The 25,855-nt window shown below is 61.9% G+C and carries 10 protein-coding genes; 5 read left to right on the top strand and 5 right to left on the bottom strand.

The window, feature by feature from the left end:
- The first annotated feature begins 513 nt into the window (after window positions 1-513).
- The 3 genes from ACILSO_RS20870 (at window position 514) to ACILSO_RS20860 (ending at window position 3,763) form a co-directional block, all read left to right on the top strand.
- Window positions 514-2,622, top strand: a complete 2,109-nt coding sequence (locus ACILSO_RS20870) for a multicopper oxidase family protein (RefSeq protein WP_395739391.1) — start codon at window positions 514-516, stop codon at window positions 2,620-2,622.
- A 56-nt stretch (window positions 2,623-2,678) separates the two neighbouring features.
- Window positions 2,679-2,936 (top strand): hypothetical protein, encoded by a 258-nt coding sequence (locus ACILSO_RS20865; RefSeq protein WP_395739390.1) that lies wholly within the window; start codon window positions 2,679-2,681, stop codon window positions 2,934-2,936.
- Window positions 2,937-3,043: 107 nt separating this feature from the next.
- Window positions 3,044-3,763: a heavy-metal-associated domain-containing protein gene (locus ACILSO_RS20860; RefSeq protein WP_395739389.1), complete on the top strand. Its 720-nt coding sequence runs from the start codon at window positions 3,044-3,046 to the stop codon at window positions 3,761-3,763.
- A 22-nt stretch (window positions 3,764-3,785) separates the two neighbouring features.
- Here the strand turns inward: ACILSO_RS20860 and ACILSO_RS20855 are convergent, their stop codons facing one another.
- The 4 genes from ACILSO_RS20855 to ACILSO_RS20840 all read right to left on the bottom strand — a co-directional run bounded on the left by ACILSO_RS20855 (window position 3,786) and on the right by ACILSO_RS20840 (window position 7,214).
- Entirely contained in the window at window positions 3,786-5,066 is a 1,281-nt protein-coding gene (locus tag ACILSO_RS20855) for a hypothetical protein (protein ID WP_395739388.1), read from the bottom strand.
- A gap of 105 nt (window positions 5,067-5,171) precedes the next feature.
- Entirely contained in the window at window positions 5,172-5,513 is a 342-nt protein-coding gene (locus ACILSO_RS20850) for a hypothetical protein (protein ID WP_395739387.1), read from the bottom strand.
- Window positions 5,514-5,537: 24 nt separating this feature from the next.
- Window positions 5,538-6,884: an MFS transporter gene (locus ACILSO_RS20845; protein ID WP_395739386.1), complete on the bottom strand. Its 1,347-nt coding sequence runs from the start codon at window positions 6,882-6,884 to the stop codon at window positions 5,538-5,540.
- Window positions 6,885-6,995: 111 nt separating this feature from the next.
- Window positions 6,996-7,214, bottom strand: coding sequence for a hypothetical protein (locus ACILSO_RS20840; RefSeq protein ID WP_395739385.1), 219 nt, complete (start codon window positions 7,212-7,214; stop codon window positions 6,996-6,998).
- A 116-nt stretch (window positions 7,215-7,330) separates the two neighbouring features.
- Here ACILSO_RS20840 and ACILSO_RS20835 point away from each other — a divergent pair, with 116 nt between their 5' ends.
- Window positions 7,331-7,858: a hypothetical protein gene (locus tag ACILSO_RS20835; RefSeq protein WP_395739384.1), complete on the top strand. Its 528-nt coding sequence runs from the start codon at window positions 7,331-7,333 to the stop codon at window positions 7,856-7,858.
- An 11-nt stretch (window positions 7,859-7,869) separates the two neighbouring features.
- Window positions 7,870-8,634: a 3-methyl-2-oxobutanoate hydroxymethyltransferase gene (panB, locus tag ACILSO_RS20830; protein WP_395739383.1), complete on the top strand. Its 765-nt coding sequence runs from the start codon at window positions 7,870-7,872 to the stop codon at window positions 8,632-8,634.
- 22 nt (window positions 8,635-8,656) lie between these two features.
- Here panB and ACILSO_RS20825 read toward each other — a convergent pair whose 3' ends face one another.
- Window positions 8,657-25,672, bottom strand: a complete 17,016-nt coding sequence (locus ACILSO_RS20825; RefSeq protein ID WP_395739382.1) for a choice-of-anchor D domain-containing protein — start codon at window positions 25,670-25,672, stop codon at window positions 8,657-8,659.
- Window positions 25,673-25,855: the final 183 nt, after the last annotated feature.

Genomic DNA, 25,855 nt, shown 5'->3' with positions numbered 1-25,855 from the left:
CGTCGATGAAAACGCTTCTTCAGGCTTTGATGACCGTGGTGCTGCTGCTTTCGCAGACGGTACCGCTGTTTGCATCGACCTGTGTGGCTTCGCCAGAGAAGCATTGCATGATGCCGTGTTGTGCCGCGGCCTGTGGGTGCATCAGCGATGCCGGGGAGACTCCGCAGCCCAGCTCCAGTAGCCAGCCTCCGGCAACGGGACGCGATCTTCTGCCACAGATTATTTGGGTGGAGGCCGGCACGGCTGCTCCGCAAGCCAAGCTTTTCTCAGCCGTCCAGGGCCGCACGAATCGGCCCACATGGGACATGCAGGCGCCTGCGAGAACGCAGGTCCGGCTTACGGTCCTCTTCTGCTCCCTGCTGACTTGAAGTCAGGTCTGACACACACGCATTGTGTCCGCGCATCGTGCGCCTGATTCACAGGCACCGCCATGTCCGGACGTGGTTTCCCGTGACAACGACCTGATTCAATTTTCCAGTGAAAGCTCTCTCCCTTCTTGGCTGCGCCATGCTCATGGCGCAAACCGCAACCCATGCCCGCGACGCGTCTGCGGACAGCAGGCCCTCGCCCGGCCAGCGGGTCGTGGAATACGATCTGCACATTTCCGAGCAGCGCCTTGCCCCGGCGGGTCGGAAAGTCCGCGCTCTGACGATCAACGGCACCATCCCAGGCCCCGTGCTAAGATTCCGCGAGGGCGACTTCGCACGCATTCGCGTGCACAATGACCTGCGCGATGAAGAAACATCCACGCACTGGCATGGCCTGCTGCTGCCGAACAAGGAGGATGGCGTGCCCTACGTCACCACACCGCCTATTCTGCCAGGGCAGACGCACACCTTTCAGTTCACGCTGCGGCAGAGCGGCACCTATTGGTTTCACTCCCACACGCACCTGCAGGAGCAGAGCGGCGTCTATGGCGGGATCGTGGTGGAGCCACGCGGCGGAGAACCGGTGAAGGCGGACCGGGAGCAGGTGCTCATCCTCTCCGACTGGACGAACATCGAGCCATACGAAGTCATGCGCATGCTCATGCGGGGCAGCGACTACTTCGGCATCATGCGCCACAATTCGCAATCCATTCTCGGCGCCTGGAAGCGTGGGAATCTAAAGGATTATTTCCGCCGCGAGTGGAGCCGCATGGTGCCCATGGATGTCTCGGACGTGGGCTATGACGCCTTCTTGATCAACGGACAGCGGCAGACCCGCATCGGAGGACGCCCCGGGGAGCGCGTGAGGCTGCGGGTCATCAATGCCTCCGCGGCGAGCTATTTTCATCTGACTTCCAGCGCCGGGCCGATGACGATTGTGGCCGCTGACGGGCCGCCTGTGCAGCCGGTGCAGGTGGACCGTTTTCTCATGGCCATCGCTGAAACCTACGACCTCATAGTCACCATCCCAGCCAGTGGTGAGTATGAACTGCGTGCCACGGCGCAGGATGGGAGCGGCCATGCCTCCGCTTTGATGGGACAGGGAGCGCCCCACCCGGCCACAAGCCCTCCGCGACCGAATCTTTATCAGATGGACCAGATGCTCTCACTCTCACTGGAAGAGCAGGAGAGCGATCCCCGCGCGCCGCTGAAGCTCGCGCGGCCCGGCTCTCCCTACAAACTGCTGAAGGCCACCCACGACACCACGCTGCCCGCAAAGCTGCCGCATCGAAAAATCACGCTCCACCTCACGGGAGACATGGTGCGCTACGTTTGGAGCTTCGATGGCAAAACCATCGCCGAAGCCCCCTATGTGAAGATCAGAAAGGGCGAGGTCATCGAACTGGAACTGGTGAACGACACGATGATGCACCACCCCATTCACCTGCATGGGCACTTCTTCCGGCTGCTCGTGGGCAATGGAGCGCGCTCCCCGCTCAAGCACACGGTGGACGTGCCGCCGATGAGCAAACGGACTCTGGAGTTCGAGGCCAACGAGGACAAGGACTGGATGTTCCACTGCCACATCCTCTATCACATGATGAGCGGCATGGCCCGTGTGTTTCGTTATGAGGATGACCAGCCCACCCACGCGACTGCGGCGGAAAGCCTGGGCCATGCGGCGGGATTGACGCCGGACATGAAGGCAGCCACTCCTGGCATGGCATCTCACCATCACTCAAGCGGACTCGGCGAGCACAGCCATGACATGAGCTACTTCTGGGGTGCGGCCTCGCTGCAAACGCAGATGAGCAACGGCCTGCTCTCCTGGATGAATCCGAAGAACAACCTGCTCCTCTCCTGGGAGCTGGGCTGGCGGCGCACGCCCACCACCGAGCACGAAGTGGACGCCATCTATCAGCGCTACTTCAATATGAACTTCCAGGCCTACGCGGGATTCCGCTTTGCAAACCACGGCGGAGGCAACCGGGCCATCGCTGGATTCAACTACCGGCTGCCGCTCATGTTTCTGGCAGACGTCACGGTGGACAGCAACGGCAACGGCCGCTTTCAAATCTCCAAGCGCTTTCAGCTCACGCCACGTCTGGGCACCTCAGGCTACGCCTTTTATGACACCGGCAGCCGCTGGGAATGGAGTGCTGGGGCGGACTACACGCTCAAGCGCAACATCTCCCTCTCCGCCAGCTACCACAGCGACTACGGCCCCGGCCTCGGCCTGATCATCCGCTTTTGATGGCAACAAACCATCGAACCTACGCAACACACCAAAACCAAACACAACAACGACCCATGAAAACGAACACCCGCCTCTTCCTCATCACTCTTCTGCTTGGCCTTGCCTCCTGTGCGGCGACGCCGGGCTCTTCCGCCTCTGGCGGGAGCAAGCCCTATCCGCTCAAAGTCTGTCTGGTGACGGGCAATGACCTCAACAGCATGGGCGGGCCTGTCAGCACCGTGCACAACGGCCAGGAGATCAAATTCTGCTGCAAGCCCTGCCTCAAAAAGTTTGAGGCCAATCCCTCCAAGTATCTGAGCAAGCTTCAATAGCCACGCCCCTGCCACCGCCGCCTGCGCACTCGCGCAGGCGGCCAAGGGCGGCCCAGACAAGATGCGCCGCGTTCGGCGGCATCCAGACCAACCATTCTCTAACAACCATGTCACTTCCTCAAACATTCCCTCTTGCCGGACTTTCCTGCGGGTCCTGCGTGCAAAAAGTCACTGCCCGTCTGCTCGAACACGCGGACATCCTGGACGCCGCAGTCACGCTCCAGCCCTCGGAGGCCCGCATCACCACACGTTCGGCCTTGAGCGATGAGGCCATGAACGACTGGCTGAAACCCCTCGGCAAATACCGCGTGGACCAACCCGTGCCGGATGCCTCGCCGGCAGCGCCTGCAAAAAACGCGCAGACTTACCGCCCGCTTCTCATTCTGCTTGGATACCTGCTGCTGGTCATCGCCGCAGCAAACATTGCGCGCGGCGTTTTTGATCCTGCGATGTCGATGCGCCTCTTCATGGGCGGATTCTTCGTCGCGTTTTCATTTTTCAAAATGCTGGACCTGCGCGGCTTCAGCGATGCCTATCGCAGCTACGATCTGGTGGCGCAGGCTGTGCCAGCCTATGGTCTTGTTTATCCGTTCATCGAATTTGCCCTCGGGCTTGCCTATCTGGCAGACTGGCAGCCGCGCTGGGTCAATGTGGCTGCGGCAGTGGTCATGCTCGTGAGCCTGGTGGGCGTGCTAAGGGCGGTGGCGTCAAAGAAGAGCATCCGCTGCGCATGTCTCGGCACGGTTTTCAATCTTCCCATGTCCACCGTCACCATCATTGAGGACGGCCTCATGCTCATGATGGCGCTCGCGTCTTTGATGACCTGAACTGGCAGCAGACCTCTCCTCCTCACTCCTCGGCATAGGAATCTCCTTCGGTGGGAATGACGAGCTGGTTTTTGATGAGGTCAAAGTTGGCCCCCCGGCCGTAGGAGTGAATGTAGAGGCGCTGCTTCCGGCGTTTCAGGTTTTCGAGAACGATGGAGACCTGCTTGAAGGAGACGGTGTCTTGAAAATCGGAGAACCAGTAGAGGCCGTCGGCATTGCGAACTTCATCGCTCAGCAGGGCCAGCCAGGCGTAGCCGACACCGACGTTGTGAATGAAGTAGGTCTGCGGGCGGCGGGAGAGCTGGAGGAAGAGATCCTTGCTGGGAATGGGGTCATTGGGTTTGATCTTGTAGGCCGCCGTCTCCATGAAGGTGGCGCCCCCCATGCGCCAGAATTTTTCAAACTCGACGGTGTTGGTGCGGAAGACCTTCGTGCCCACGAGCGGCTTCTTGGGTTCGTCCAAACCGCAGCCGAAATACAGGACGACGACGCTGCCTCTGGCCACCTTGTCCACCTCCTTCACCACACGCTCCAGGTGCGGGGTCATGGACGCGGAGACGTCCAGCACCACAGCCAGCTTTTTCGATTTGAGGTTCAGGCCAAACAGAGGACCGAGGGTGGTGCCGCTGTGAGAACCGAGGCCCATGCCCTTGCCAAAACTGCCTGCCGCGCCAGCAAGTCCGCTGGTCCCGCTGCTGGGAGCGCCGCCAGCGCTCAGGAGCTTGGGCGTCTGAGACATGTCGAGCAGGTCAGGCATATCCGTCGGCAGCACGATCTTGTTCAGGCTGCCGACCACGGCGAGTTTGCGATTGGGCACGGGCTGCTTCAACCAGGGGTTTTTCTTCTGCTGAATCTTGTGCTGCAGGGCCTCCTCCGCCTGCTGTCCCTGCACCGTGCTGCCACCGGGGATGAAATCCATCTGCCGGTCGGTGACCTGATGCACCACGATCAGCGCCGCGGCGGTCAAAATGAGAAGATGAATACCAATGCTCAGCGCGAGCGAGCGTCCGCCCCACTTTTCCCAGCGCTGGCGCCATGACTCCGCAGGAAGGATGGAGGCATCCACGTGGGCGATGTTGTGGCGTCTGACCGGTGCTTTGCGCGCAGGCAGTGGAGGCAGCTTGGGCGTCTTTTTGATCGTGTCACGCGGAGTGGCTGGTGCGCCGCGAGTCGCGGGGACTTTCTCGGTGGGGCGATTCTTTTTGAAGTCAGTCTGCTGCCGGTGCGCGGCGTGTGGCATCCCCTTCCCCAACTCGTCATCCGCAGACGGCAGGTTTTCAAAATCCTCGGGGTTGGAGCGCATGGACGGTGACAGACATTAAACCTCGCAAAGGCTTGTGAGTTATCACCAAGCATCAAGGAGGCGGGCAGAATGTAACGCGACCGCCCAATAAAGGAAGCAAATCACTCAACCCGCGGCGGCCCAGACGATCATGCCGCAGGCCAGAACGGTGCCGGAGAGGCCGAGCAGGAAGATGACGTCTGCCGCAGACTCCACGCGGTGCATGCGCCTGACGCTGCGGGTACGCAGCGCCCAGTAGGAGAGAAAGCAGGCGCAGAGAAACAGCATGGCATTCACAGCGAGAATCTCGTCCACCACCGTCTGCACCATGTGGGAGCGGGTGAAGGTCTGCACGATGCTGATGACGGTAAGGCAGACGCCTACCATGGCCGCGGAGGCGGTGAAGATGTGAATGGCGATGTCGCGCTCCAGCGGCGTGTCTGGCTTGTTATGCTGGCCGGGTTTCATTGGGAAGGAGGCGCATCACTCGCCTCATGAGCGATCTGATTCCGCCTCCTTTTTCCTCAGAGCAAAGAAGCCGAAGATGATGGAGGCTGAGACGAGCGCGGAGCAGCACATGTAGTACAGGGCGCCCACATAAGACCCGGTCATGGTCTGCACGGTGCCGAGCAGCGTGGAACCAAAGGCGCCGCCGAGATTTCCAAGTGAGTTGATCAGGCCAATGCTGCCCGCAGCCGCGGCAGAAGTGAGGAACATGCTCGGCAGTGCCCAGAAGGCGGGCATGTAGCTCTTGAACCCGGTGAATGCGGCCATGAAGCAGATGACCGTCAGCACCAGGCTGCCCTGCGTCTGCGGCAGAAGGCCCATGGAGGCCGAGCCAAGGACAATGGGTACGATGGCATGCCAGCGGCGTTCCTTATACCGGTCCGAACTCCAACCGGCCACCAACTGCCCCACCAGCGCTGCGGCGGGCGGCAAGATGATGAGCCACTGCAGCATTTCATCCTTCAGTTTATACCAGTCCTTGAGGATGCTGGTCATGAACAGCTCCATGCCGATGCTGCCGGTGGTCATGCAAAAATACGCCAGCGCCAGCATCAGCACCTTGGGATTCCGCAGAGCTTCGAGCACCGTCATGCGTTTGCCTTTGGTGGTCAGCCCGCGCTCGCGCTCGAGTTCGTTTTCGAGCGCGGTCTTCTCCTCTGCCGTCAGCCATGCCGCCTGCCCGGGCCGGTCCACCAGCTTGTAGAAGACGATGGCTCCCAAGGCGATGGCGGGCAGCGCCCAGAAGACATACACCCACTGCCAGCCGACCATGCCAAGGAGCGGCGGATGCGCTGCATCCGCGCCAATTTTGAGCAGCTTGAAGGAGAGCCAGGGGCTGAGGATCTGCGCCAGCGGGGCAGCCACCAGGAAAATGGCCAGCGCGCGTGCGCGGTCGCGGCTGGGAAACCAGTGGGTGAGGTAAACGATCACGCCTGGGAAGAAGCCCGCCTCAGCAAGTCCCAGCAGGAAGCGCACCGAATAGAACTGCCAGGGAGAGGTGACCGCTGCGGTGAGCGCCGCCATCAGGCCCCAGGAGATCATGATGCGGCAGATCCACTTCCGCGCGCTCCAGCGCTCCACCATGAGCGTGCCGGGGATCTCCAGCAGCACGTAGCCGATGTAAAAGATGCCGGCACCGAAACCAATGACCGCATTGTCAAAGCCGACGAGATCCTTGGTCATCGTCAGCTTGGCCACCGCCACATTCTGGCGGTCCACATAAGCGATCATGTAGCTGACGAACAGCAGTGGCAGGAGATGCCAGTAGGCCTTGCGCCTAGCGCGGTCGAGCGCTGCAGAATGAGGAAGTGTGTCCGTGAGGCTGGATGACATGAGAAGAGAATCCGCAGTCTATGCGCCAGCCTGCCAGCGACTCAAGGGCGGAGTGATGTTTTGAAAAAGGCGGCTGAGGGGATCAGCCGCCACGCCGCGGATTATGGCCGCTTATTTCTTCTTCACCGGATATTTGCCAGGAGTCTTGTCGAACTTTTCTTTGCACTCGGACGTGGCGAAAATGACGCGGCCGTCCTTCGTATTACTGCGGAAAATCAGACGGGCATCCTTGTGGCAGACGGGGCACTCAGAGTTCACCGGCGCATCTGCGGCCATGCTGTTAAGGGTCAGAGAAGCCGTGAAGGCGAGGAGGGTAAGCAGTGTTTTCATGGTTGGTCGGGCTGGGTAAAAACAGGCAGCCGCACTATTCAACGCATACGCTCTGATATGTCACGCATGATTTTCAGCGTGACAGAGAATGCCGTGCCTGCCCTAGTGCGGCATTCATGGATTCTTCCCCGCCGTCTTCCGCCCAGCCCAACGCCCTCCTGCAGATCATCGGCGGCGTATTCATCCTGTTTGGCAGCTTTGGACTGGTGAGCCTGCTCAGGAACGCGGCGCTGTGCTTTGCTCCGCTGGAAGGACAGACCGGGCTGATGGCGGAGATGATGCGCGGGAATGACAGCTATGCCGCGACGATGCGGGCGCTCTTTCTGCCGGGCGCGCTCTACGCGGTGGTACAGTTCGTTTCCGGCGTGGGCCTGCTGCGCGCCAGCAGGCTTGCGCGCAAAGCCGCCATCGGCTGCGCTTTCTATGGCATCGTGGCCGCAGTCTTCACGGGCTGGCTCACCGTCAGCTATACCCTGCCCTTCACCCTGGCCTACACTCTGGAGCAGGTGAAAAATCCCGATATGGTGAACACGACGCGAAACGTCACCCTCGCCTCGGGCTACATCGGCGTGGCGCTCGGTGTGCTGTATCCTCTAACTGCCTTCATCCTGCTCCTTCGCACGAAGGTGCGCTCTCCATTTTGACTCGACCGTTCATGCTCACTTCTCTCAACGAACTTCCCCAGTACAAAAAAAACGGCCCGAAGCTGGCCGTGCTCACGGCTTATGACTACCCCACGGGGCGCATGCTGGATGAGGCCGGCGTGGATCTGCTGCTGGTGGGCGATTCGCTCGGCATGGTGGTGCTGGGGCTGCCGGACACGACCGGTGTGACGATGGAAATGATGCTGCACCACACCAGCGCCGTGTGCCGGGGTGTGAAGCGCGCGCCCGTGATCGCCGATCTGCCTTACGCCAGCTACACCACGCCGGAGATGGCGGTGGCGAATGCCAAGCGGCTGATGGACTGCGGTGCTGCATGTGTGAAACTGGAGGGCGGAGTCAGCGTGCTGCCGCAGGTGCGCGCCATCATCGCGGCAGGCATTCCGTTTGTGGGACACATCGGCATGCTGCCGCAAAGCGTGAAGGAGGAAGGAGGGTACAAGAAGAAAGGCAAGACCGCCGAGTCGATCGATCATCTGATCGCGGATGCGAAGGCGCTGGATGAAGCCGGAGCCGTGGCGATGGTGCTGGAGAGCATTGTGCCGGACGTGGCCACGCAGATCACAAGCCTGGTGAAAGCCTGCACCATCGGCATCGGCGCAGGGACGGCAACCGACGGGCAGGTGCTGGTGACGCCTGACCTGCTGGGCAGCTTCCCGTGGTTTCGACCACCGTTTGCCAAAGCACGCGCCGACGTAGCTGGCGAGACGATGCGAGCCGTGCGCGAATACATGGCGGATGTGAAGACGCCGGCCTAAGCACGGGGCGACCCGCCTCCGATCAAGGGGTGACTTTCAAGCGGACGAACCTGGCAGCCGGTGCTGACTCGATGGAGGGCAGCAGGCGGAAGGTGACCACTTCGGTGACGCCGTCTCCGGTGGGTGTGGCGGAGCCGACCTGTTCAAGATTTTGCGGCAGAATGGCCGACCAACCGGTGAGGCTGGCAGAGGTCTCGATGCTGTAAGTCATGCTGCCTGGAGCAATGCGCCTGCGGTAGCTGTAGGAGAGGTAGTGCTTGCCATCCGCAGGATTGAGGCCGGTGCCCGCGGTGGGCAGGATGTTCTTGCTGGCAGTCGTCGGATTGGAGCCAAAGGCGTACTCGAGCATGTCGGTGACGCCATCGCCGTCTGAGTCCGTGGAAGCAGTGACGGTGGCGCCGTTGAGATTGTTGGCATACGCCCAGTCTTGGAACGTCGTGTTGCGGGTGACGTTCAGCGTGTAAGTCTGCGTGGTGGTGCCGTCCTGGGCTGTGACGACGACAGCAACCGAGGTGCTGGTGCCAGCGAACGTGATGGAAGAGCTGGCGGCTCCTGAAGTTACGTCAATGCCATTGACCGTGATGGAGGCGCTGCTGCTGACTGCGGCAGGTGTGACGCTGAACGTGGTGGTGGCATTCGGCATTCCCGCTGAATAGGCCAGGACATTGCTGCTGAAGGCTGGTGAGAGCACACCTGTGCTCAGAGCAAGGCCGGAGAGCCTGGCATTGGTGTCTGGCGTCGTGAAGGTCATGTCTGCACCGTTGACCGTGCCCGCGCCGTTTGTGCTGATGGCGCGGAAGTGGTAGGTCGTGGCGGGAGTGAGGCCGGTGAGAGCCGCGCTCACAGCGGTGCTGGTGCTGCCCGTGATGGTGGCGGGAACTGCCACAATCGTGCTGCCGTAGGAGGTGTCCGGACCATAGTCAAAAGACACCGCAGCAGCGCCACCGTTGGCATTGGCCGTGCCATTAAGAGTGACTGTGGTGCCAGTGACTGAAGTCGCGGCAAGCGTGGCGGCGGAGGAAAGGTTTGGCACGGCTGCCAGAGACAGAGCGTGATAGGCAGCGGGGCCACCGGCAACGAGCATGAAGGATTCTCCCGTGGCGAGCGTGCTGTTGTTCACCGCAACGGGAACCGTGCTGGTGGTGGTGCTGTTGTTGCCCAGCTGGCCATTGCTGTTGTAGCCCCAGGTGACCACGGTTCCATCTGAGCAGGTGGCAGCAGACTGGTAATAGCCTGCCGAAACTGAGATGACGGTTTTGCCGGCCAGCGGAGTTCCCGCCGTGGTCACCGCCACGGGCACAAGGCTGTTGGTGGTGCTGCCGATCCCAAGCTGGCCGTTGTTGTTGTAGCCCCAGGTGATAAGAGTGCCGTCTGAGCACAGAACCACGTTGTGGCAGTAGCCGCATGCCATGTCCACGATGGTTTTCCCCGCAAGAGGGGTGCCAGCTGTCGTCACAGCGACCGGCAGGCTGCTATTGCTGGTGCTGTTGTTGCCGAGCTGGCCGTTGGCATTGTAACCCCAGGCCGCGAGGGTGCCGTCTGAGCACAAAACCAAATTGTGGGTGTAGCCACATGCGATGTCCACGATGGATTTGCCCTCCAGCGGCGTGCCGGTGGTGATCACCGCCACTGGCAGTCCGCTGTTGAGGGTCGTGTTGTTGCCAAGCTGCCCGTAAAAATTGTACCCCCAGGTGGAAAGGCTGCCATCCTGACAAAGCACAAGGTTGTGATAAAAACCGCTCCTGACGGCCACGACAGATTTCCCCGCAAGCGCCGTGCCTGCCGTGGTGACGGCCAGGGGGAGACCGCTGTTGGTGGTGGTTCCATTCCCCAGCTGGCCGAAAGAATTCAGCCCCCAGGCAGCAAGAGAACCGTCCGTGCACAAAACCACGTTGTGTCCGTAGCCTGTCGAGATGGCGGCCGGCACTTTTCCAGCCAGTGCAGTGCCCACGGTGGTCACGGGCGCCGGCAGGTTGCTGTTGCCAAAGCCGTTGTTGCCGAGCTGGCCGTTGGCGTTCATGCCCCATGCGGCGAGAGTACCATCGCTGCAAAGCGCGAGACTGTGCTGATAGCCAGCCGCGAGAGCCAGGAGAGTGCGACTGGCCAGTGGCGTGGCTGCCGTAGTCACCGCTGCGGGAATGAGGCTGTCCGTGGTGGAATTGTTCCCCAATTCCCCACTGTTGTTCCAGCCCCAGGAGAGCGGCCTGCTGCCCGCCCAAAGGAGCACGAGATCATTGCCGGTGCCGCCATTGTAGCTGGCGACAAACTTGTAGGTCACTCCGTTGTAGCTGAGATTCACGGCCTGCCCATGCGCCAGATTGCTGAAGGCGCCGCCGATGAGTCCGAGACCGGTGTTGTTGACCACCATCAGCTGAGTGCCTGGAACGGGAACGTAGTTGAGGGAGAGGTTCACCACGGTGCCGGTCGCGTTGATGAGAGGGGTCGTCACGGGCACGTCCGTCGCTGAGCTGTAGGTGGCGGTGATGCTGCTGGCGCCGGTGCCGACGAGAGTGAGATTGAACGCGCTGGTGTAGGGATCATTGCTGGCAAGGTGAAGTGCCGCACTGCGGCCCAGCGAGGCTCCGGGGGCAAACGTCACGGCCACCGCAGTGGTGGCACCGGCGGCGACCGTACTGGCAGGAGCAGTGGTGATGGTGAAGTCTGAGGCGTTCACCCCATCGATGGTTGCGCCGGTGATGGAGAGGTCCACGGCGCCTGAATTTCCCACGGTGAAAGTCTGGGTCACGCTCGCCCCCGTTGTGGCACCGCCAAAATCCACCGTGGCTCCGTTGATGAGGCTGGTGGCATCGCTCTGCTTCACGGAAATCAGGGGCGATGGCAGAGGCTGCGCGACGATGGCGAGATTGTGAGAGGCACTTGATCCGGAGAAGAGCTGAGCCGGCTGCTCGCCGGGGGCGAATGAAGAGGTGCTTACCAAAACGGGCACGCTGCTCGTGGTAAGGCTGTTGTTTCCCAGTTCACCGTTGAGATTGTAACCCCAGGTCGCGGCCGTGCCGTCCGAACATAACGCCAGGCTGTGAGTCAGACCGGCGGACACTGCAGTGACCGTCCTGCCCACCAGCGCGCCAATGTTGACGATCCCCGCGGGCACGCTGCTGTTGGTGGTGGTGCCGTTGCCCAGCTGGCCGTTGCCGCCATAGCCCCATGAGGCGATGGTGCCGTCTGAACACAAAGCCAGATTATGATAAGTGCCCGCCTTGACCGACAAGACCGTTTTGCCTGACAGGATGCCGCTGCTGATGACGGCCACGGGCACGCTGCTGCTGGAAGTGCTGTTGTTGCCCAGCTGGCCAAAACCGTTGTAACCCCAGGAGTAGAGCGTACCGTCTGAACATAAGGCGAGGGCGTGACCCGAACCGGCGGTGAGCACCACGACTGTTTTGCCAGACAAAACTCCCGCAGTGCTGACGGCCACGGGGACGGTGCTTTGCGACGTGCTGTTGTTGCCTAGCTGGCCGTTGGAGTTGGCCCCCCAGGCGGCCACCGTGCCGTCTGAGCAAAGTGCCAGGCTGTGGCTGCTGCCAGCTGCGACCGCAACGACTGTCTTGCCAGCCAGCACTCCGCTGGTGCTGACCGCGACGGGCACCCTGCTGTCGGTGGTGCTGTTGTTGCCCAGCTGTCCATTGGAATTGTATCCCCAGGCGGCCACGGTTCCGTCTGAGCACAGGGCCAGGCTGTGACTGGTGCCGGCGGCCACGGCCACCACAGTCCTGCCAGCCAGCACTCCGCTGCTGCTCACGGCCACAGGCGTGCTGGAGTCGGAGGCGGAGTTGTTGCCGAGCTGGCCGTTGGAGTTGCTGCCCCAGGCGGCGAGGGTGCCGTCCGAGCAAAGCCCCAGAGAATGCGCGCCCCCTGCGGCATGAGAGATGAGAGTTTTGCCGCTCAACGGTGTACCGGTGATGGTCACGGGCATAGGCACCGGGAAACTGGTGCCGCCGCCACTGCCCAGCTGGCCGTTGAAATTGCTGCCCCAGGAAGCCACGGTGCCGTCTGAGCAGAGCGCCACACTATGAATGCTGCCAGCGGAGAGTACGGCGATGGATTTGCCGGCCAGCACACCCGCGCCGCTCACATCCACGGGGACCAGGCTGGTGGCACTGCTGTTGCTGCCCAGCTGGCCATTGCTGTTGTTGCCCCAGGCGGCGAAGGTACCATCTGAACAAAGCGCAAGGGTGTGTGCAAATCCGCCCGCCATGCGGGTCACGGTCTTCCCCGCCAGCACTCCGGTGGTGATGACGGCCACGGGCACCGTGCTCTGGACGAGGCTGTTGTTGCCCAGCTGGCCGTTGTTGTTGTAGCCCCAGGAGACGAGCCTGCCGTCCGAACAGAGCGCCAGGCTGTGAGAGAAGCCGGCCGACACTTTGGTCACCGTCTTGCCTGCCAGCGCTCCGCTGGTAGTCACAGCCACCGGCACCAGGCTGTTGGTGGTGCTGTTGTTGCCCAGCTGACCGTAAAAGTTGTAACCCCAGGAAGTCAAAGTGCCGTCCGAACACAAGGCCAGATTGTGATACTGCCCCACAGCGAGCGCACTGACTGTTTTCCCAGCCAGCACGCCGCTGGTGGTCACCGCCACCGGCACGCTGCTATTGGTGGTGCTGTTGTTGCCCAGCTGACCGTTGCCATTGTAGCCCCAGGTAAACACGGTGCCGTCTGAGCACAGCGCCACGCTGTGGTAATAGGCAGCAAACACCGCCACGATGGACTTGCCTGCCAGCGCGCCACCTGTGTTCACCGTCACTGGCACGCTGCTTTGCGTGGTGCTGTTGTTGCCCAGCTGGCCGTAGAGGTTGTAGCCCCACGCCGCCACCGTGCCATCCGAGCACAACGCAAGCGTGTGAAAACCACCGGCTGACACTGCAGTCACGGTTTTGCCCGCCAGTGCTCCACCCGTGGTGACGACCACCGGCACCGAGCTTTGCGTCGTGCCGTTGTTGCCAAGCTGGCCGTTGGAGTTGGAACCCCAGGCGGCTACCGTGCCGTCTGAACACAGCGCGACGGTGTGGTTGTTTCCAGCAGAAACAGAGGTGACTGTTTTGCCCGCGAGGACGCCGGAGGCGCTCACCGTCGCGGGAACGAGGGAGGTCGATGACACATTCTCTCCGAGCTGACCAAAGCTGTTCTGTCCCCACGCAAAGGGCCGGGTGGCGGCCCACACGAGCACGAGGTCATTGCCCGTGCCGCCGTAGTAGTTCGCCACAAAGTGATAGGTCTTGCCAGCATAGGTCATGGCGACATCCTGGCCCTGCTGCAGATTGATGAAGCGCCCGGTGATGAAGCTGGCGCCAGTGTTGTTGATGACCGTCAGGGCAGTGCCGGGAACAGGCGCATAGTTGAGCGCAAAGTTTACCGAGCTGCCGGTCAGGTTGATGGATGGTGCGGAAGTCAAAAGGTCCGCCGCCGAGTTGTAGGCTGCCGTGACAGTGGCGGAAGCCGTCCCCACGAGATTGATATTGAAGGAGCTCGTGTTAGGATCATTGCTGGCGAGATGCAGCACCGCACTGCGGCTGAGCGGCCCTGCTGGCGTAAACGTGACCACAAACGTGGTGGTGGCACCACCGGTCACAGTGCTGGCTGGTGCAGTGGTGACGGCATATTCCGAGGCGTTTGCGCCATCGATGGTGATGGCAGCAATGGACAGATCGGCCCTGCCGGTGTTGCCGACGGTGAAGGACTGGGTCAATCCAGCCCCCACCGTGGTGCTTCCAAAATCGATGGTGCTTGCTCCGCTGACGAGGTTGGCTCCGGCACCTTGCTGCACAAAAATGGCCGGCATCTGCGGCTGCGCGACGATGGCTAGATTGTGGTATGCATTCGATCCGGCGCAGATCTGAGCAAACTGCTCTCCCTGCACCAAAGGAGTGGCTGTCACAGCCGAAGGCACAAAACTGGCGAGGGTGCTGTTGCCCAGTTCGCCATTCGTATTGGACCCCCACGCGACCGCCGTGCGGTCTGAACAGAGGGCGGTGCTGTGGTTATACCCGCCTATGATGGAGACGACGGTTTTGCCGGCCAGCACTCCGGTGGTGACCACAGCCACCGGCACGCTGCTATTGGTGGTGCTGTTGTTGCCCAGCTGGCCGGAAACATTGTAGCCCCAGTCATACACCGTGCCGTCTGAGCACAGGGCCAGACTGTGATAATAGCCTGCAGACACCGCAGTGACGGTTTTGCCAGAAAGCACGCCGCTGGTGGTGACCGCCACTGGCACGGAGCTCTGGGTGGTGCTGCTGTTGCCCAGCTGACCGTAGCCGTTGTAGCCCCAGGTAGTCACGGTTCCGTCTGAGCACAGAGCCATGCTGTGGGCAGAACCCGCTGACAAAGAAACAACGGTCTTACCCGACAGCACCCCACTGGTGTTGACGAGCACCGGGACCAGGCTCTGCGTCGTGCTGTTGTTGCCCAGCTGACCCGATGAATTGAAGCCCCAGGCGGCCACGGTGCCGTCCGAGCACAGCGCCAAACTGTATGAAGAGCCGGCTGATACCGCGACGACAGTCTTTCCTGACAGCACACCGCTGGTGGTGACCGCAACCGGCACCAGGCTTTGCGTCGTGCTGTTATTGCCAAGCTGGCCGGTGGAATTAAGACCCCAGGCAGCCACGGTGCCGTCAGAACAGAGTGCCAAACTATGCGAGGCACCAGCAGACACCGCTATGACAGTTTTGCCGGCCAGGACTCCGCTGGTGGTCACCGCCACCGGCACACTGGTATTGATTGTGGAATTGTTGCCCAGCTGGCCGTTGGCATTGAGGCCCCACGCAGCCAAGGTTCCATCCGAACACAGGCCCAGTGAATGATTGCCGCCAACTGCATGAGCGATGACCGTTTTTCCACTCAAAAGCGTCCCCGCAGTGGCAACGGGTATGGGCATGATGGGAATGATGGAGCCGTCATTGCCCAGCTGACCGTTGTTGTTGCTGCCCCAGGCTACGACGGAGCCGTCAGAACACAGCGCCACACTGTGACTGCCCCCGCCCGCCGCAGCGGTGACGGTTTTCCCGGCAAGAACACCCGCGGCGCTCACACTCAAAGGTACCAGGCTGGTGCCGAAGCCGCCGTTGCCGAGCTGCCCTGTGGAGTTCTTACCCCACGCGGCCACGGTGCTGTCCGAACACAATGCCACGCTGTGGTAACTGCCACCGGACACTGCGATGACGGTCTTGCCGGCCAGCGCCGTCCCGCTGGTGGTCACCGCCACAGGAATGCTGCTGGTGGAGGAGAGGCTGTTGTTGCCCAGCTGACCATAGTTGTTGTATCCCCACGCAGCCGTGGTGCCGTCCGAGCATACCGCCAGGCTGTGGTAGCTGCCGGTTGATGCTGCCGTGACGGTCTTGCCAGACAGCACGCCGCTGGTGGTCACCGCCACTGGCACCGAGCTGTTGGTGGTGGTGCTGTTTCCTAGCTGGCCGTAGGCATTGTAGCCCCAGGCAGCCACCGTGCCGTCCGAACACACCGCGAGGCTGTGGTAAGTGCCCGCAGCTATGGACACAGCGGTCTTGCCTGCCAGCACACCGGTGGTGACGACTGCCACCGGCACGTTGCTTTGGGTGGTGCTGTTGTTGCCCAGCTGGCCGTAGGGGTTGGATCCCCATGCAGTCACCGTGCCGTCCGAACACAGCGCCAGACTGTAAAAATAGCCCGCCGCTACTGCGGTGACGGTCTTGCCGGCCAGCACCCCCGTGGTGGTCACCAGCACCGGTGAGGGGCTCTGGGTGGTGGTGTTGTTGCCAAGCTGGCCGCTGCTGTTGTTGCCCCATGTGACCAAGGTGCCGTCGGAGCAAACCGCCATGCTGTGGACAGTTCCGGCAGAGATCGCAATGACTGTCTTGCCAGCCAGCACTCCGCTGGTATTGACCGCCACGGGAACGGCGCTCTGCGTCGTGCTGCTATTGCCCAGCTGACCGCTGGAGTTGAGTCCCCAGGCTGCCACCGTACCGTCGGAGCAGAGTGCCAGCGTATGATTTTCGCCGGCGGAAACAGAGACCACCCTCTTGCCAGCAAGCGCACCCGTTCCGATCACTGACACAGGCAAGGTGTAAGTCGAGGGAGCATTGTTTCCGAGCTGTCCGTAGATGTTCATGCCCCATGCCATGGGTCGGTTGTAGGCCCACTGGAGGACGAGATCGTTGCCGGTGCCGCCGTAGTAGTTGGCAGCGAAGTGGTAGGTCCTGCCACCATAGACCATGGTCACGTCCTGTCCCTGCGCCAGGTTGCTGAATCGCCCACCGATAAAGCCGAGGCCGGTGTTGTTGACGACGGTGAAGCTGGTGCCGACCGTAGGGGCGTAGCCGAGGGTGAAGCTGACGGTGCTGCCGGTGGCCAGGAAGGAGGCGGCGGTGAGCGGGACGGTGGCGGCGGAATTATAGGTGGCTGCCAGAGCCAGGGCGCCGTAGCCGGTGAGATTGATGTCGAAAGAACCGGTCGCGGGATCGTTGCTGACGATGTGGAGCACGGCGGTACGGGTAAGAGTGGCCGAAGGGGTGAAGGTGACGGTCATGGTGGAGCTGCCGCCGGCGGCAATGGCGGAGGCAGGCGCCGTAGTCACCGCGAAGTCAGCAGCGTTGGTGCCATTGATGGTGACTGCGGAAATATTGAGCGGAGCTGCGCCTGAGTTGAGAAGCGTGAAAACCTGCGAGGTGCCCGTACCTGTGGGACTGGCACCAAAGTCCACCGTGCTGCTGCCACTGGCCAGGCTGGTTCCCACAGGCTGCTGCACGCCGATCTGTGGTGTCAGCGGGGTGGCGACCACGGACAGCGTGTGGTAGGCGCTCTGGCCGCTGACCGTCTGCACGGGAACTTCTCCGGCGGCCAACGAGGCGGTGCTGACGGCCACCGGCACGGAACTGTTGGTGATATCGCTGTTGCCCAGCTCTCCTTCCAGATTATATCCCCAGGAGGCGAGGCTGCCATCTGAGCAAAGAGCCGTGCTGTGGTACGTTCCAGCCGTGATCGACGCCACGGACTTTCCAGACAACGCCGTGCCGCCGACGCTGACAGCCACTGGAACTGAGCTGTTGCTGGTGGTGTTGTTTCCCAGCTGACCGTAAAAATTGTAGCCCCAGGCGAAGACGGTGCCATCGGCACATAGAGCGAGGCTATGAGACTGACCTGCGGCGATGGCGACTGCGGTCTTTCCGATGGGTGTCACGACAACGGGCACCGTGCTCTGGGAGGTGCTGGCATTTCCGAGCTGGCCATACGTGTTGTAGCCCCAGGCCACCAGGGTGCCGTCAGAGCAAAGCGCCAGACTGTGATACTGCCCTGCGGCGATGGCGATGACCGTTTTCCCAGCCAGCGCACCGCTGGTGGTCACTGCCACGGGCACGAGGCTGTTGGTAGTTGTGCCATTGCCCAGCTGACCGCTTGAATTATACCCCCACGTGGCCACAGTTCCGTCTGAGCAAAGTGCCATGCAGTGACCCTGCCCGGAAGAAATGGCGACGACTGTTTTTCCCGCCAGCGCTCCGGTGGTGATAACTGCCACCGGCACACTGCTGTTGGTGGTGCTGTTGTTGCCCAGCTGGCCGTAGAAATTGTAGCCCCAGGCGAACACCATGCCATCCGAAGACAAAGCCAGGCTATGTGACGGCCCTGCGGCAAGATCGACCACCGTCTTGCCAGACATCACCCCAAGCTGCGAAACCGCTGTTGGGATCAGACTGCTCGTCGTGCTGCCGTTACCCAGCTGGCCGGCGGTGTTGGAGCCCCAAGCACTGATAACGCCATCAGAACCCAACGCCAGACTGTGATACAGCCCCGCCGCCTCCGCAATGACAGACACCCCGGCCAACGGAGTGCCCGCCGTGACCGTGGCCACCGGAGCAGAGAAATACTGCGGGGTATTGTTCCCCAGCTGACCATTGAAGTCACCGCCCCAACCGGCAAGCGTGCCGTCCGAGCAGATGGCGAAATTGTGGTTTTGTCCGACGCCGATGGAGGACACGCTTTTGCCCGCCAGAGGAGTGCCCGCTGTCGTGACGAGCACAGGCAGGTTGCTTTGCACGATCACACTGCTGTTTCCCAGCTGACCGCTGCTGTTGTAGCCCCAGGATACCAGCGAACCGTCTGAGCAGCGCACGAGGCAGTGTACGTTGCCACCTCCGATCGCCGTCACCGTTTTGCCCACCAGAGCGCCATAGGAGCTGACCAGCACTGCCACGCTGGAATTAGTCGTGGTGTTGTTGCCAATCACGCCATAGAAGTTGTCTCCCCAGCCGGCCACCGTGCCGTCCGAGCACAAGGCCATGCTGTGGCTGCCTGCGGCAGACAATGCGGTGACGGTTTTGCCCGCAAGTCCCGTGCCGGCCGTGGTCACAGCGACCGGCACCGAGCTGTTGGTGGTGCTGTTGTTGCCCAGCTGGCCGCTGGAGTTGTAGCCCCAGGCGACCGTGGTTCCATCCGAGCACAGGGCCAGGTTATGGTATAAGCCACCAGAAACTGAGGTGACGGTTTTTCCAGCCAGGGGCGTGCCGGTGGTGGTGACGAGCACGGGCACTGTGCTTTGGGTCGTGCTGTTGTTGCCGAGCTGACCATAGTTGTTGTAGCCCCAGGTGGCCACCGTGCCGTCCGAACACAGGGCGACGCAGTGGTAGCCATTGGAAGATATCGCCGTGACGGTCTTGCCGCTGAGGACACCACTTGTCGTCACCAGCACGGGCACCGTGCTTTGGGTCGTGCTGTTGTTGCCCAGCTGGCCGTTGGAATTGTAGCCCCATGCGGCCAGCGTTCCGTCCGAGCAAAGTACGAGGCTGTGGTAGGTGCCCGCGGCAATGGCAGCGACGGTCTTGCCAGCGAGCACGCCACTCGTCGTCACCAGCACCGGCACCATGCTCTGGGTGGTGCTGTTGTTTCCCAGCTGGCCGTTGGAGTTGAGTCCGCTCGCAGCGAGCGTGCCGTCCGAACATAGGAAGAGAGTGTGTGAGCTTCCCGCGGCAATCTTTGTCACCGTCTTGCCGGCCAGCACCCCCGTGGTAACGACCCCGGTGGGAACCAGGAAGTTGATCGGGTTGTTGTTGCCAAGCTGGCTGTAAACGTCCTGCCCCCAGGCCATGGGGCGGTTGCCGGCCCACTGCAACACGAGGTCGTTTCCCGTGCCGCCATAGTAGTTGGCGACGAAGCTGTAGATGTATCCGTTGTAGTTGAGGGAGACGGTCTGGCCCTGCGTCAGGTTGTCAAATGCGCCGTTGATGAAACTCAGGCCGGTGTTCCGCACCACCATGAGGCTCGCGCCTGTGGCCGGGGCATAGTTGAGGCTGAAGTTCACGGTGCTGCCCGTGGCGGTAAAGTTGGCGGCGCTGATGGGGACGGCGGCCCCTGAATTGTACACTGCGGCCAATGTGCCCCCGCCCGTGCCTGAGACATTGATGGCAAAGGAGCCGTTGACAGGATCATTGCTGCTGAGGTGCAGCACTCCGCCGCGGCCCAGCGCCGCACCAGGAGTGAAGGTAACTGCAAACGTGGTGCTTGCCCCCACGGCGACTGTGCTGGCCGGAGCCGATGTCACAGCAAAATCGGAACCGTTCGCACCATCAAAGGTGATGCCTGCAACCGTCAGGGGCGCAGTGCCGTTGTTGAGAAGGGTAAAGGTGCGTTTGGTGGAGGCTCCGACGGTGCAGCTGCCAAAATCGACCCCGCTGCTGCCATTGCTCAGACTGGTTCCCGCCGGCTGCTGCACCGCGAGCAGCGGAGCGGGGGGCCCGGCCACGATGGCGAGAGTGTGGGAGGCCGTCCCGCTGCTGGAGACCTGAACAAAGCGCTCGCCCGCCGCCAAAGACGCGGAGTTCACAAGGACGGGCACCTTGCTCTGCACCTGGCTGTTGTTGCCCAGCTCACCGTCAACGGCGTTGCCGCAGGCGGTCACCGCACCGTCCGAGCATAAGGCCAGGCTGTGATACTGACCTGCAGAAATGGCGGTCACTGACTTGCCACTGAGCACACCACTGGTGGTGACTGCCACCGGCACAAGGCTGTTGGTGAGGCTGTTGTTGCCCAGCTGGCCATATGAGTCGTTACCCCAGGCGACCGAGGTGCCGTCCGTGCACAGAGCCAGGCTATGGTAAAGGCCTGCGCTGACAGCAGCCACCGACCTGCCGCTCAGAACACCGCTGGTGCTGACCGCAACCGGGATGGTGCTCTGCGTGGTGCTGTTGTTGCCCAGCTGCCCATAGAAATTGAAGCCCCAGGCGACCACCGTGCCGTCGGAGCAGAGAGCCAGGCTGTAGGCCTGCCCCATGGAAATGGCAGCCACGGACTTGCCGCTCAACGCTGTTCCGCTGGTACTGACAGCGACGGCCACCTGGCTCACGGTCGTGCTGTTGTTTCCCAGCTGGCCGCTACTGTTGAGTCCCCATGTGACGACGGTGCCGTCAGAGCACAGCGCCATGCTGCTCGATCCACCGGCGGAGATGGCGACGACCGTTTTACCGGCAAGCGCCGTCCCAGTGGTCGTGACGGCAACAGGAACCAAACTTTGCGTTGGGCTGCCGTTGCCCAGCTGACCATTGGCGTTGTACCCCCAGGCAACCACAGTTCCATCCGAGCACAGCGCCAGGCTGTGCAGTTGCCCGGCCGAAATGGCGATCACGGTCTTGCCCGCAAGTGCGCCGGTCATAGTCACCGCACCGGGCACGTAGCTGCTGACGACCGTTCCGTTGCCAAGCTGGCCGTTGCTGTTGCTGCCCCAGGCGGCCAGAGTGCCGTCCGAACACAGCGCCAGACTGTGACTGCTGCCCGTGCTTACCGCCAAAAGCGTTTTCCCCGAGAGCAGCGTGCCTGCGGTGCTGACAGGCCCCGGTGTCAGAGCGTAAACGGTGCTGTTGCCGAGCTGGCCATAGAAATTATAACCCCAGGCCGCCGCCGTACCGTCCGTGCACAGAGCCACACTATGCGAGCCGCCACCGCTCAAGGATGCAAGCGTCTTGCCGGAGAAGAGTGCGGTGGAAGCCGCCACTGCTGTGGTGCTTAGGGAGATGCCGCCATTGCCAAGCTGGCCGTTCACACCCAAGCCGCATGCCGCCACGGTGCCATCCGAGCAAAGAAGCAGGCTATGGGAGGTCCCGGCAAACACCCCCGTGACGTTTTTCCCGGCCAGCGCTGTGCCAGTGGTGGTGAACGCCGCCGGAACAAGGCTGTTCGTGGTGCTGTTGATACCAAGCTGGCCGTAAACATTCAGTCCCCAGGCCACGACAGTGCCATCGGTGCACAGGGCCAGGTTATGTGACGCCCCCTCGACTGTGGAAACCGCCGAGACCACCTTGCCCGACAGCGCACCAGAAGTGCTGACTGCCACCGCCACGAGGCTTTGTATGGTGCTGTTATTGCCGAGCTGGCCGCTGGTGTTCTGCCCCCACGCCGCTAAGGTGCCGTCAGAGCACAGCGCCAGACTGTGGGTGCCGCCTGCGGCCACTGCTGTCACCGTCTTGCCCGCCAGGGCCGTGCCCGTCGTCGTCACCAGCGCCGGCACCAGGCTTGGAGTCGTGCCGTTGTTGCCGAGCTGACCATTGCTGTTCAGCCCCCAGGCGGCCACCGTGCCGTCAGAGCAGCGTGCCAGACTGTGAGTGCTGCCTGCCGCAATGGAGGTGACCGTCTTCCCGGAGAGGACACCCGAGGAGATCACTGCCACAGGAACCGAGCTTTGGGTCGAGGAATTGTTGCCGAGCTGACCGCTGTTGTTGCTTCCCCAGGCGACCAGGGTGCCGTCAGAGCACAGCGCGAGATTGTGGCTGTTTCCAGCCGCGATGGCCGTCACTGTTTTGCCCGCCAGCGGGGTGCCGCTCACGGTGACGGTGACCGCATCACCCGCAGTGATCGTAGAGTTGTTGCCCAGTTGTCCGCTGGAGTTGAGACCCCATGCCACAAGCGTGCCATCCGTGCACAAGGCCAGCGTATGATTTCCCCCTGCCGCGATCTTGCTGATCGTTTTGCCCGCCAGTGCGCCCGTGGTGGTGACACCTGTCGGCAGCGTCACACTGCTCGGGCTGTTGTTCCCGAGCTGGCTGTTGTTGTTCAGGCCCCAGGCGACAGCACGGTTGCTGGCCCACTGCAGTACCAGGTCGTTGCCGGTGCCGCCGTAGTAGTTGGCGACGAAGTTGTAGGCCACGCCGTTGTAGTTGAGCGTGAGCTGCTGCCCCTGGGACAGGTTGCTGAAGGCTCCGCTGATAAAATTGAGGCTTGTGTTGTTAACCAGGGTCAGGTTTGTCCCTGTGGGAGGTGCAAAATTAAGCGACACATACACGTTCCCGGAAGCCGTGAAGCCGTTCCCGGCCACTGTCACATCCGTCGCCGCATTGAAGGAGGCCAGTGTAGCCGTCGTTGTGAACGGTGAACTGCTGGTGGCGGTGCCATATCCCGTGGTGACAGTGATGTTGCCCGTCACACTTCCAACAGGCACCGGCACCGTGGCGGTGATCTGGCTCTGTGAGTTTACCGTGAAAGAGGTGGCAGAAACGCCGTTGAAGGCCACGCTGGTGACATTGACGTAGTTGGTGCCAGTGATCGTGACACTGGATCCGACAAATCCGCTGGAAGGTGTGAATGATGCAATCGTGGGCGTGCCGTCGCCGCTGAGTGCGGTGAAAGTGCTGCTGCCGGTGATGATGCCTCCCGGCGTGGTGACGCTGATGGTCCCGGTGGTGGCACCCGCTGGCACAACGGCCGTGATCTGGGAGTCGGAATCGACGGTGAACGAGGCGCTGGTGCCGTTGAAGCTGACTGCGGTGGCGCCCGTAAACCCATTCCCCGTCAGCACCACATTCGTGCCGGCGATGCCGATGGCGGGGCTGAAGCCAAACACGGTGAAAGGAGTCGCGCTGCTGGCGCTGCCAAGCGGCCCGGCCACGGTGATGAGACCTGTGGTGGCGCCGGCGGGAACCGTGGCCGTGATCTGCGAAGGAGAATTGGCCGTGAACGTCGCGCTGACGCCGTTGAACTTGACGCTGGTGACGGTGGACAAGCCAATGCCTGAAATGACCACGGACGAACCGGGCAGACCGCTGGCCGGGCTGAAACCGCTGATGGCAGGGGTGGAGACGGCCTGCAGCGCGGGATACGCCATGACGATGCCGCTTCCAGAGTCGCGATCCACCCCTGGCCCCTGAATGTCGAGAGCGGTGGAAGTCATGGCGAGGCGCACCTGCGCTGGAGTCAGAGCCGGATTGCTGGATCTGATCAGGGCTGCTATAGCCGCCGCGTGAGGAGCAGCCGCCGACGTGCCAAAAAACGGGGCGAAGCCCGGCACTGTAGTGGTCACTCCATCCGCCGCGGCAATATCCGGCTTCTGGATAACCTGCCCTCCCGTTGAGGAAAAATCGCCGGGAGTGATCGCCGTCCCGTCTGGATAATAAAACATGCGGCGCGGGCCGTCAGTGCTGAAGGTTTCGAGGGGATTGGTGGCACCTCCGACAAAAACAGCCGGAGAGGGGGCGCTGGCCACGCTGACAGCCGCCACGCCAAAGGCATTGACGGCGGAGCAGCCATTGTGGCCGCGGATCTTGCCCGGCGTGGTGACCGTCAGCCGTCCACGTCCAGTATCGAGATGAATGAAGCGACTGGCGGCCGCGGCGGTCTTCACCACCACGACACGCTCCCCGGCATTCAGCGTGCCGGAGGACTCGTACGGATCCTGGGTGCCGCTCTGGGTTGTGGTGGAACTGCGCAACACCGCCCCTGTGGAGTCGATGACGAAGAGGTCGTAGTCATTGCTGGAGGCTCCCAGCTGGTCGGCCCAGAAGAGATCCACGCGGTAGTTTGTGCCGCCGGAGTTGACGATGTTTGACGTCACCCCGCCGCCATAGTCCAGCACCTGCGCGGATTTGCTGCCGACCGTCGCCGTACCGCCGCTGACGAAATCCCCTTCCCAGCAGCCGGAGGTTCCCACATCCTTGTTGCCTGAATTCCCTGCGGAGGAAAAGTACATGACGCCTGCGGCGGAAACATCGACCACCGCCTTTGCCACGGTGGCATCCTGGAAGGGCGACTCGCTGAAATACCCCACGTCATCCACGATGACCGTGCAGCCTGCCGCGGCCAGATCCCGGATGTTCTGGGCAAACTGCGCCGTGGAAGGATTGGCCGTGGCGAAGTAAAGCTGTGCGTCGGGCGCCAGATCCTGCACGATCTCAAGCATGGCCGTTCCTTCATCTCCGGTGCCTGCCTGTCCGGGCAGGACGCTCACGTTGCTGTTGACGTTTCCGCTGGCTATGGAAGCGGCCAGCGTGTCCACCCCGTTTGACATCACCCCGATTTTGATGCCGGCCCCGGTCGCGCCAAAAGTGGTGCGGGCCGTATCCGCTCGATGGACTCTGTCTCCTTCTGTCACGACAGAGCCCAGATTGGTGATCATCTTGTCCGCCTGCCGGATCGTCTGCACATCCTTGCGCCCGGCCAGCGACTCCATCGCGACCACCGGCAATCTGGCACGGATGGCTCTTTCGGAGGCAAAATGATTGACCACCACACCGCCGCTGGACTGGATGGCCGCAAGCAGTTCGGGGCTGACGGTGGCGGTGATGTCCACTTCCACCAGACCGCGAGCATCAGGCTGCACATCCAGCTGCAGCTGCGGAGCGCCGGCGATCTTCTCCCCGCGTGAATCTTTGACGAGATAAATCAACGCGGAATCCATTTTGATCTGCGCTGGTGTACGCGTCTCCTTTTCCGCCATGAGCGCTTCGATCTGTTTGAGCGTGATCTCCTTCAGCGGCTCGGGCTTTTGGTTTTCCACCGTCCTGCCGTTATTCGCCGAAGGTGCTGGCTGAGGAGTGGGAACGCTCTGAGCCTCCCGCCCACCCGGGGTCGGCACGGCGCCTGCGGTCGGAGGCGATGCGGGCTTTGCACTGTCATGGTTGGAAGCGAGCAGGGCTGGATCTTTGTGGCTGCCGACACTGGCGCTTTGATTCTCAGAGGCGGGGGGGGACGAGAGCCGGGGCCTAAGAAATGTAAAAACCGTGACGGCAATGACGACACAGACAAACAGCAGCGCGTAAATCGCCCTCCGCGAGGAGGACAAACCTTGTTTCATACGTAGAGGGATTTGAGGTGGCGCTTATGATTTTCGCCAATTCTTTGGATACCAAAAAAGATCCCGGAGGCGCAAATTTTATTTAGCGAATGTCTAAGAATATAATTGAAAGAAAGGGCAATTCCGACCAGCGCTCTGCAGCCAACCCTTTAGTCACAGGTGAAGGTTACTTTGGAGCTCTCG

Source organism: Prosthecobacter sp. (genome assembly GCF_044226605.1).
Lineage (GTDB): Bacteria > Verrucomicrobiota > Verrucomicrobiia > Verrucomicrobiales > Verrucomicrobiaceae > Prosthecobacter.
Note: the sequence above shows the minus strand (reverse complement) of the source record. Positions and strands in the feature narration are given on the sequence as shown.

Bases quoted from the DNA above. Each gene is read 5' to 3' on its own strand.
- ACILSO_RS20870 (WP_395739391.1), top strand. From the start codon at position 514: ATGGCGCAAACCGCAACCCATGCCCGCGACGCGTCTGCGGACAGCAGG.
- ACILSO_RS20865 (WP_395739390.1), top strand. From the start codon at position 2,679: ATGAAAACGAACACCCGCCTCTTCCTCATCACTCTTCTGCTTGGCCTT.
- ACILSO_RS20860 (WP_395739389.1), top strand. From the start codon at position 3,044: ATGTCACTTCCTCAAACATTCCCTCTTGCCGGACTTTCCTGCGGGTCC.
- ACILSO_RS20855 (WP_395739388.1), bottom strand. From the start codon at position 5,066: ATGCGCTCCAACCCCGAGGATTTTGAAAACCTGCCGTCTGCGGATGAC.
- ACILSO_RS20850 (WP_395739387.1), bottom strand. From the start codon at position 5,513: ATGAAACCCGGCCAGCATAACAAGCCAGACACGCCGCTGGAGCGCGAC.
- ACILSO_RS20845 (WP_395739386.1), bottom strand. From the start codon at position 6,884: ATGTCATCCAGCCTCACGGACACACTTCCTCATTCTGCAGCGCTCGAC.
- ACILSO_RS20840 (WP_395739385.1), bottom strand. From the start codon at position 7,214: ATGAAAACACTGCTTACCCTCCTCGCCTTCACGGCTTCTCTGACCCTT.
- ACILSO_RS20835 (WP_395739384.1), top strand. From the start codon at position 7,331: ATGGATTCTTCCCCGCCGTCTTCCGCCCAGCCCAACGCCCTCCTGCAG.
- panB (WP_395739383.1), top strand. From the start codon at position 7,870: ATGCTCACTTCTCTCAACGAACTTCCCCAGTACAAAAAAAACGGCCCG.
- ACILSO_RS20825 (WP_395739382.1), bottom strand. From the start codon at position 25,672: ATGAAACAAGGTTTGTCCTCCTCGCGGAGGGCGATTTACGCGCTGCTG.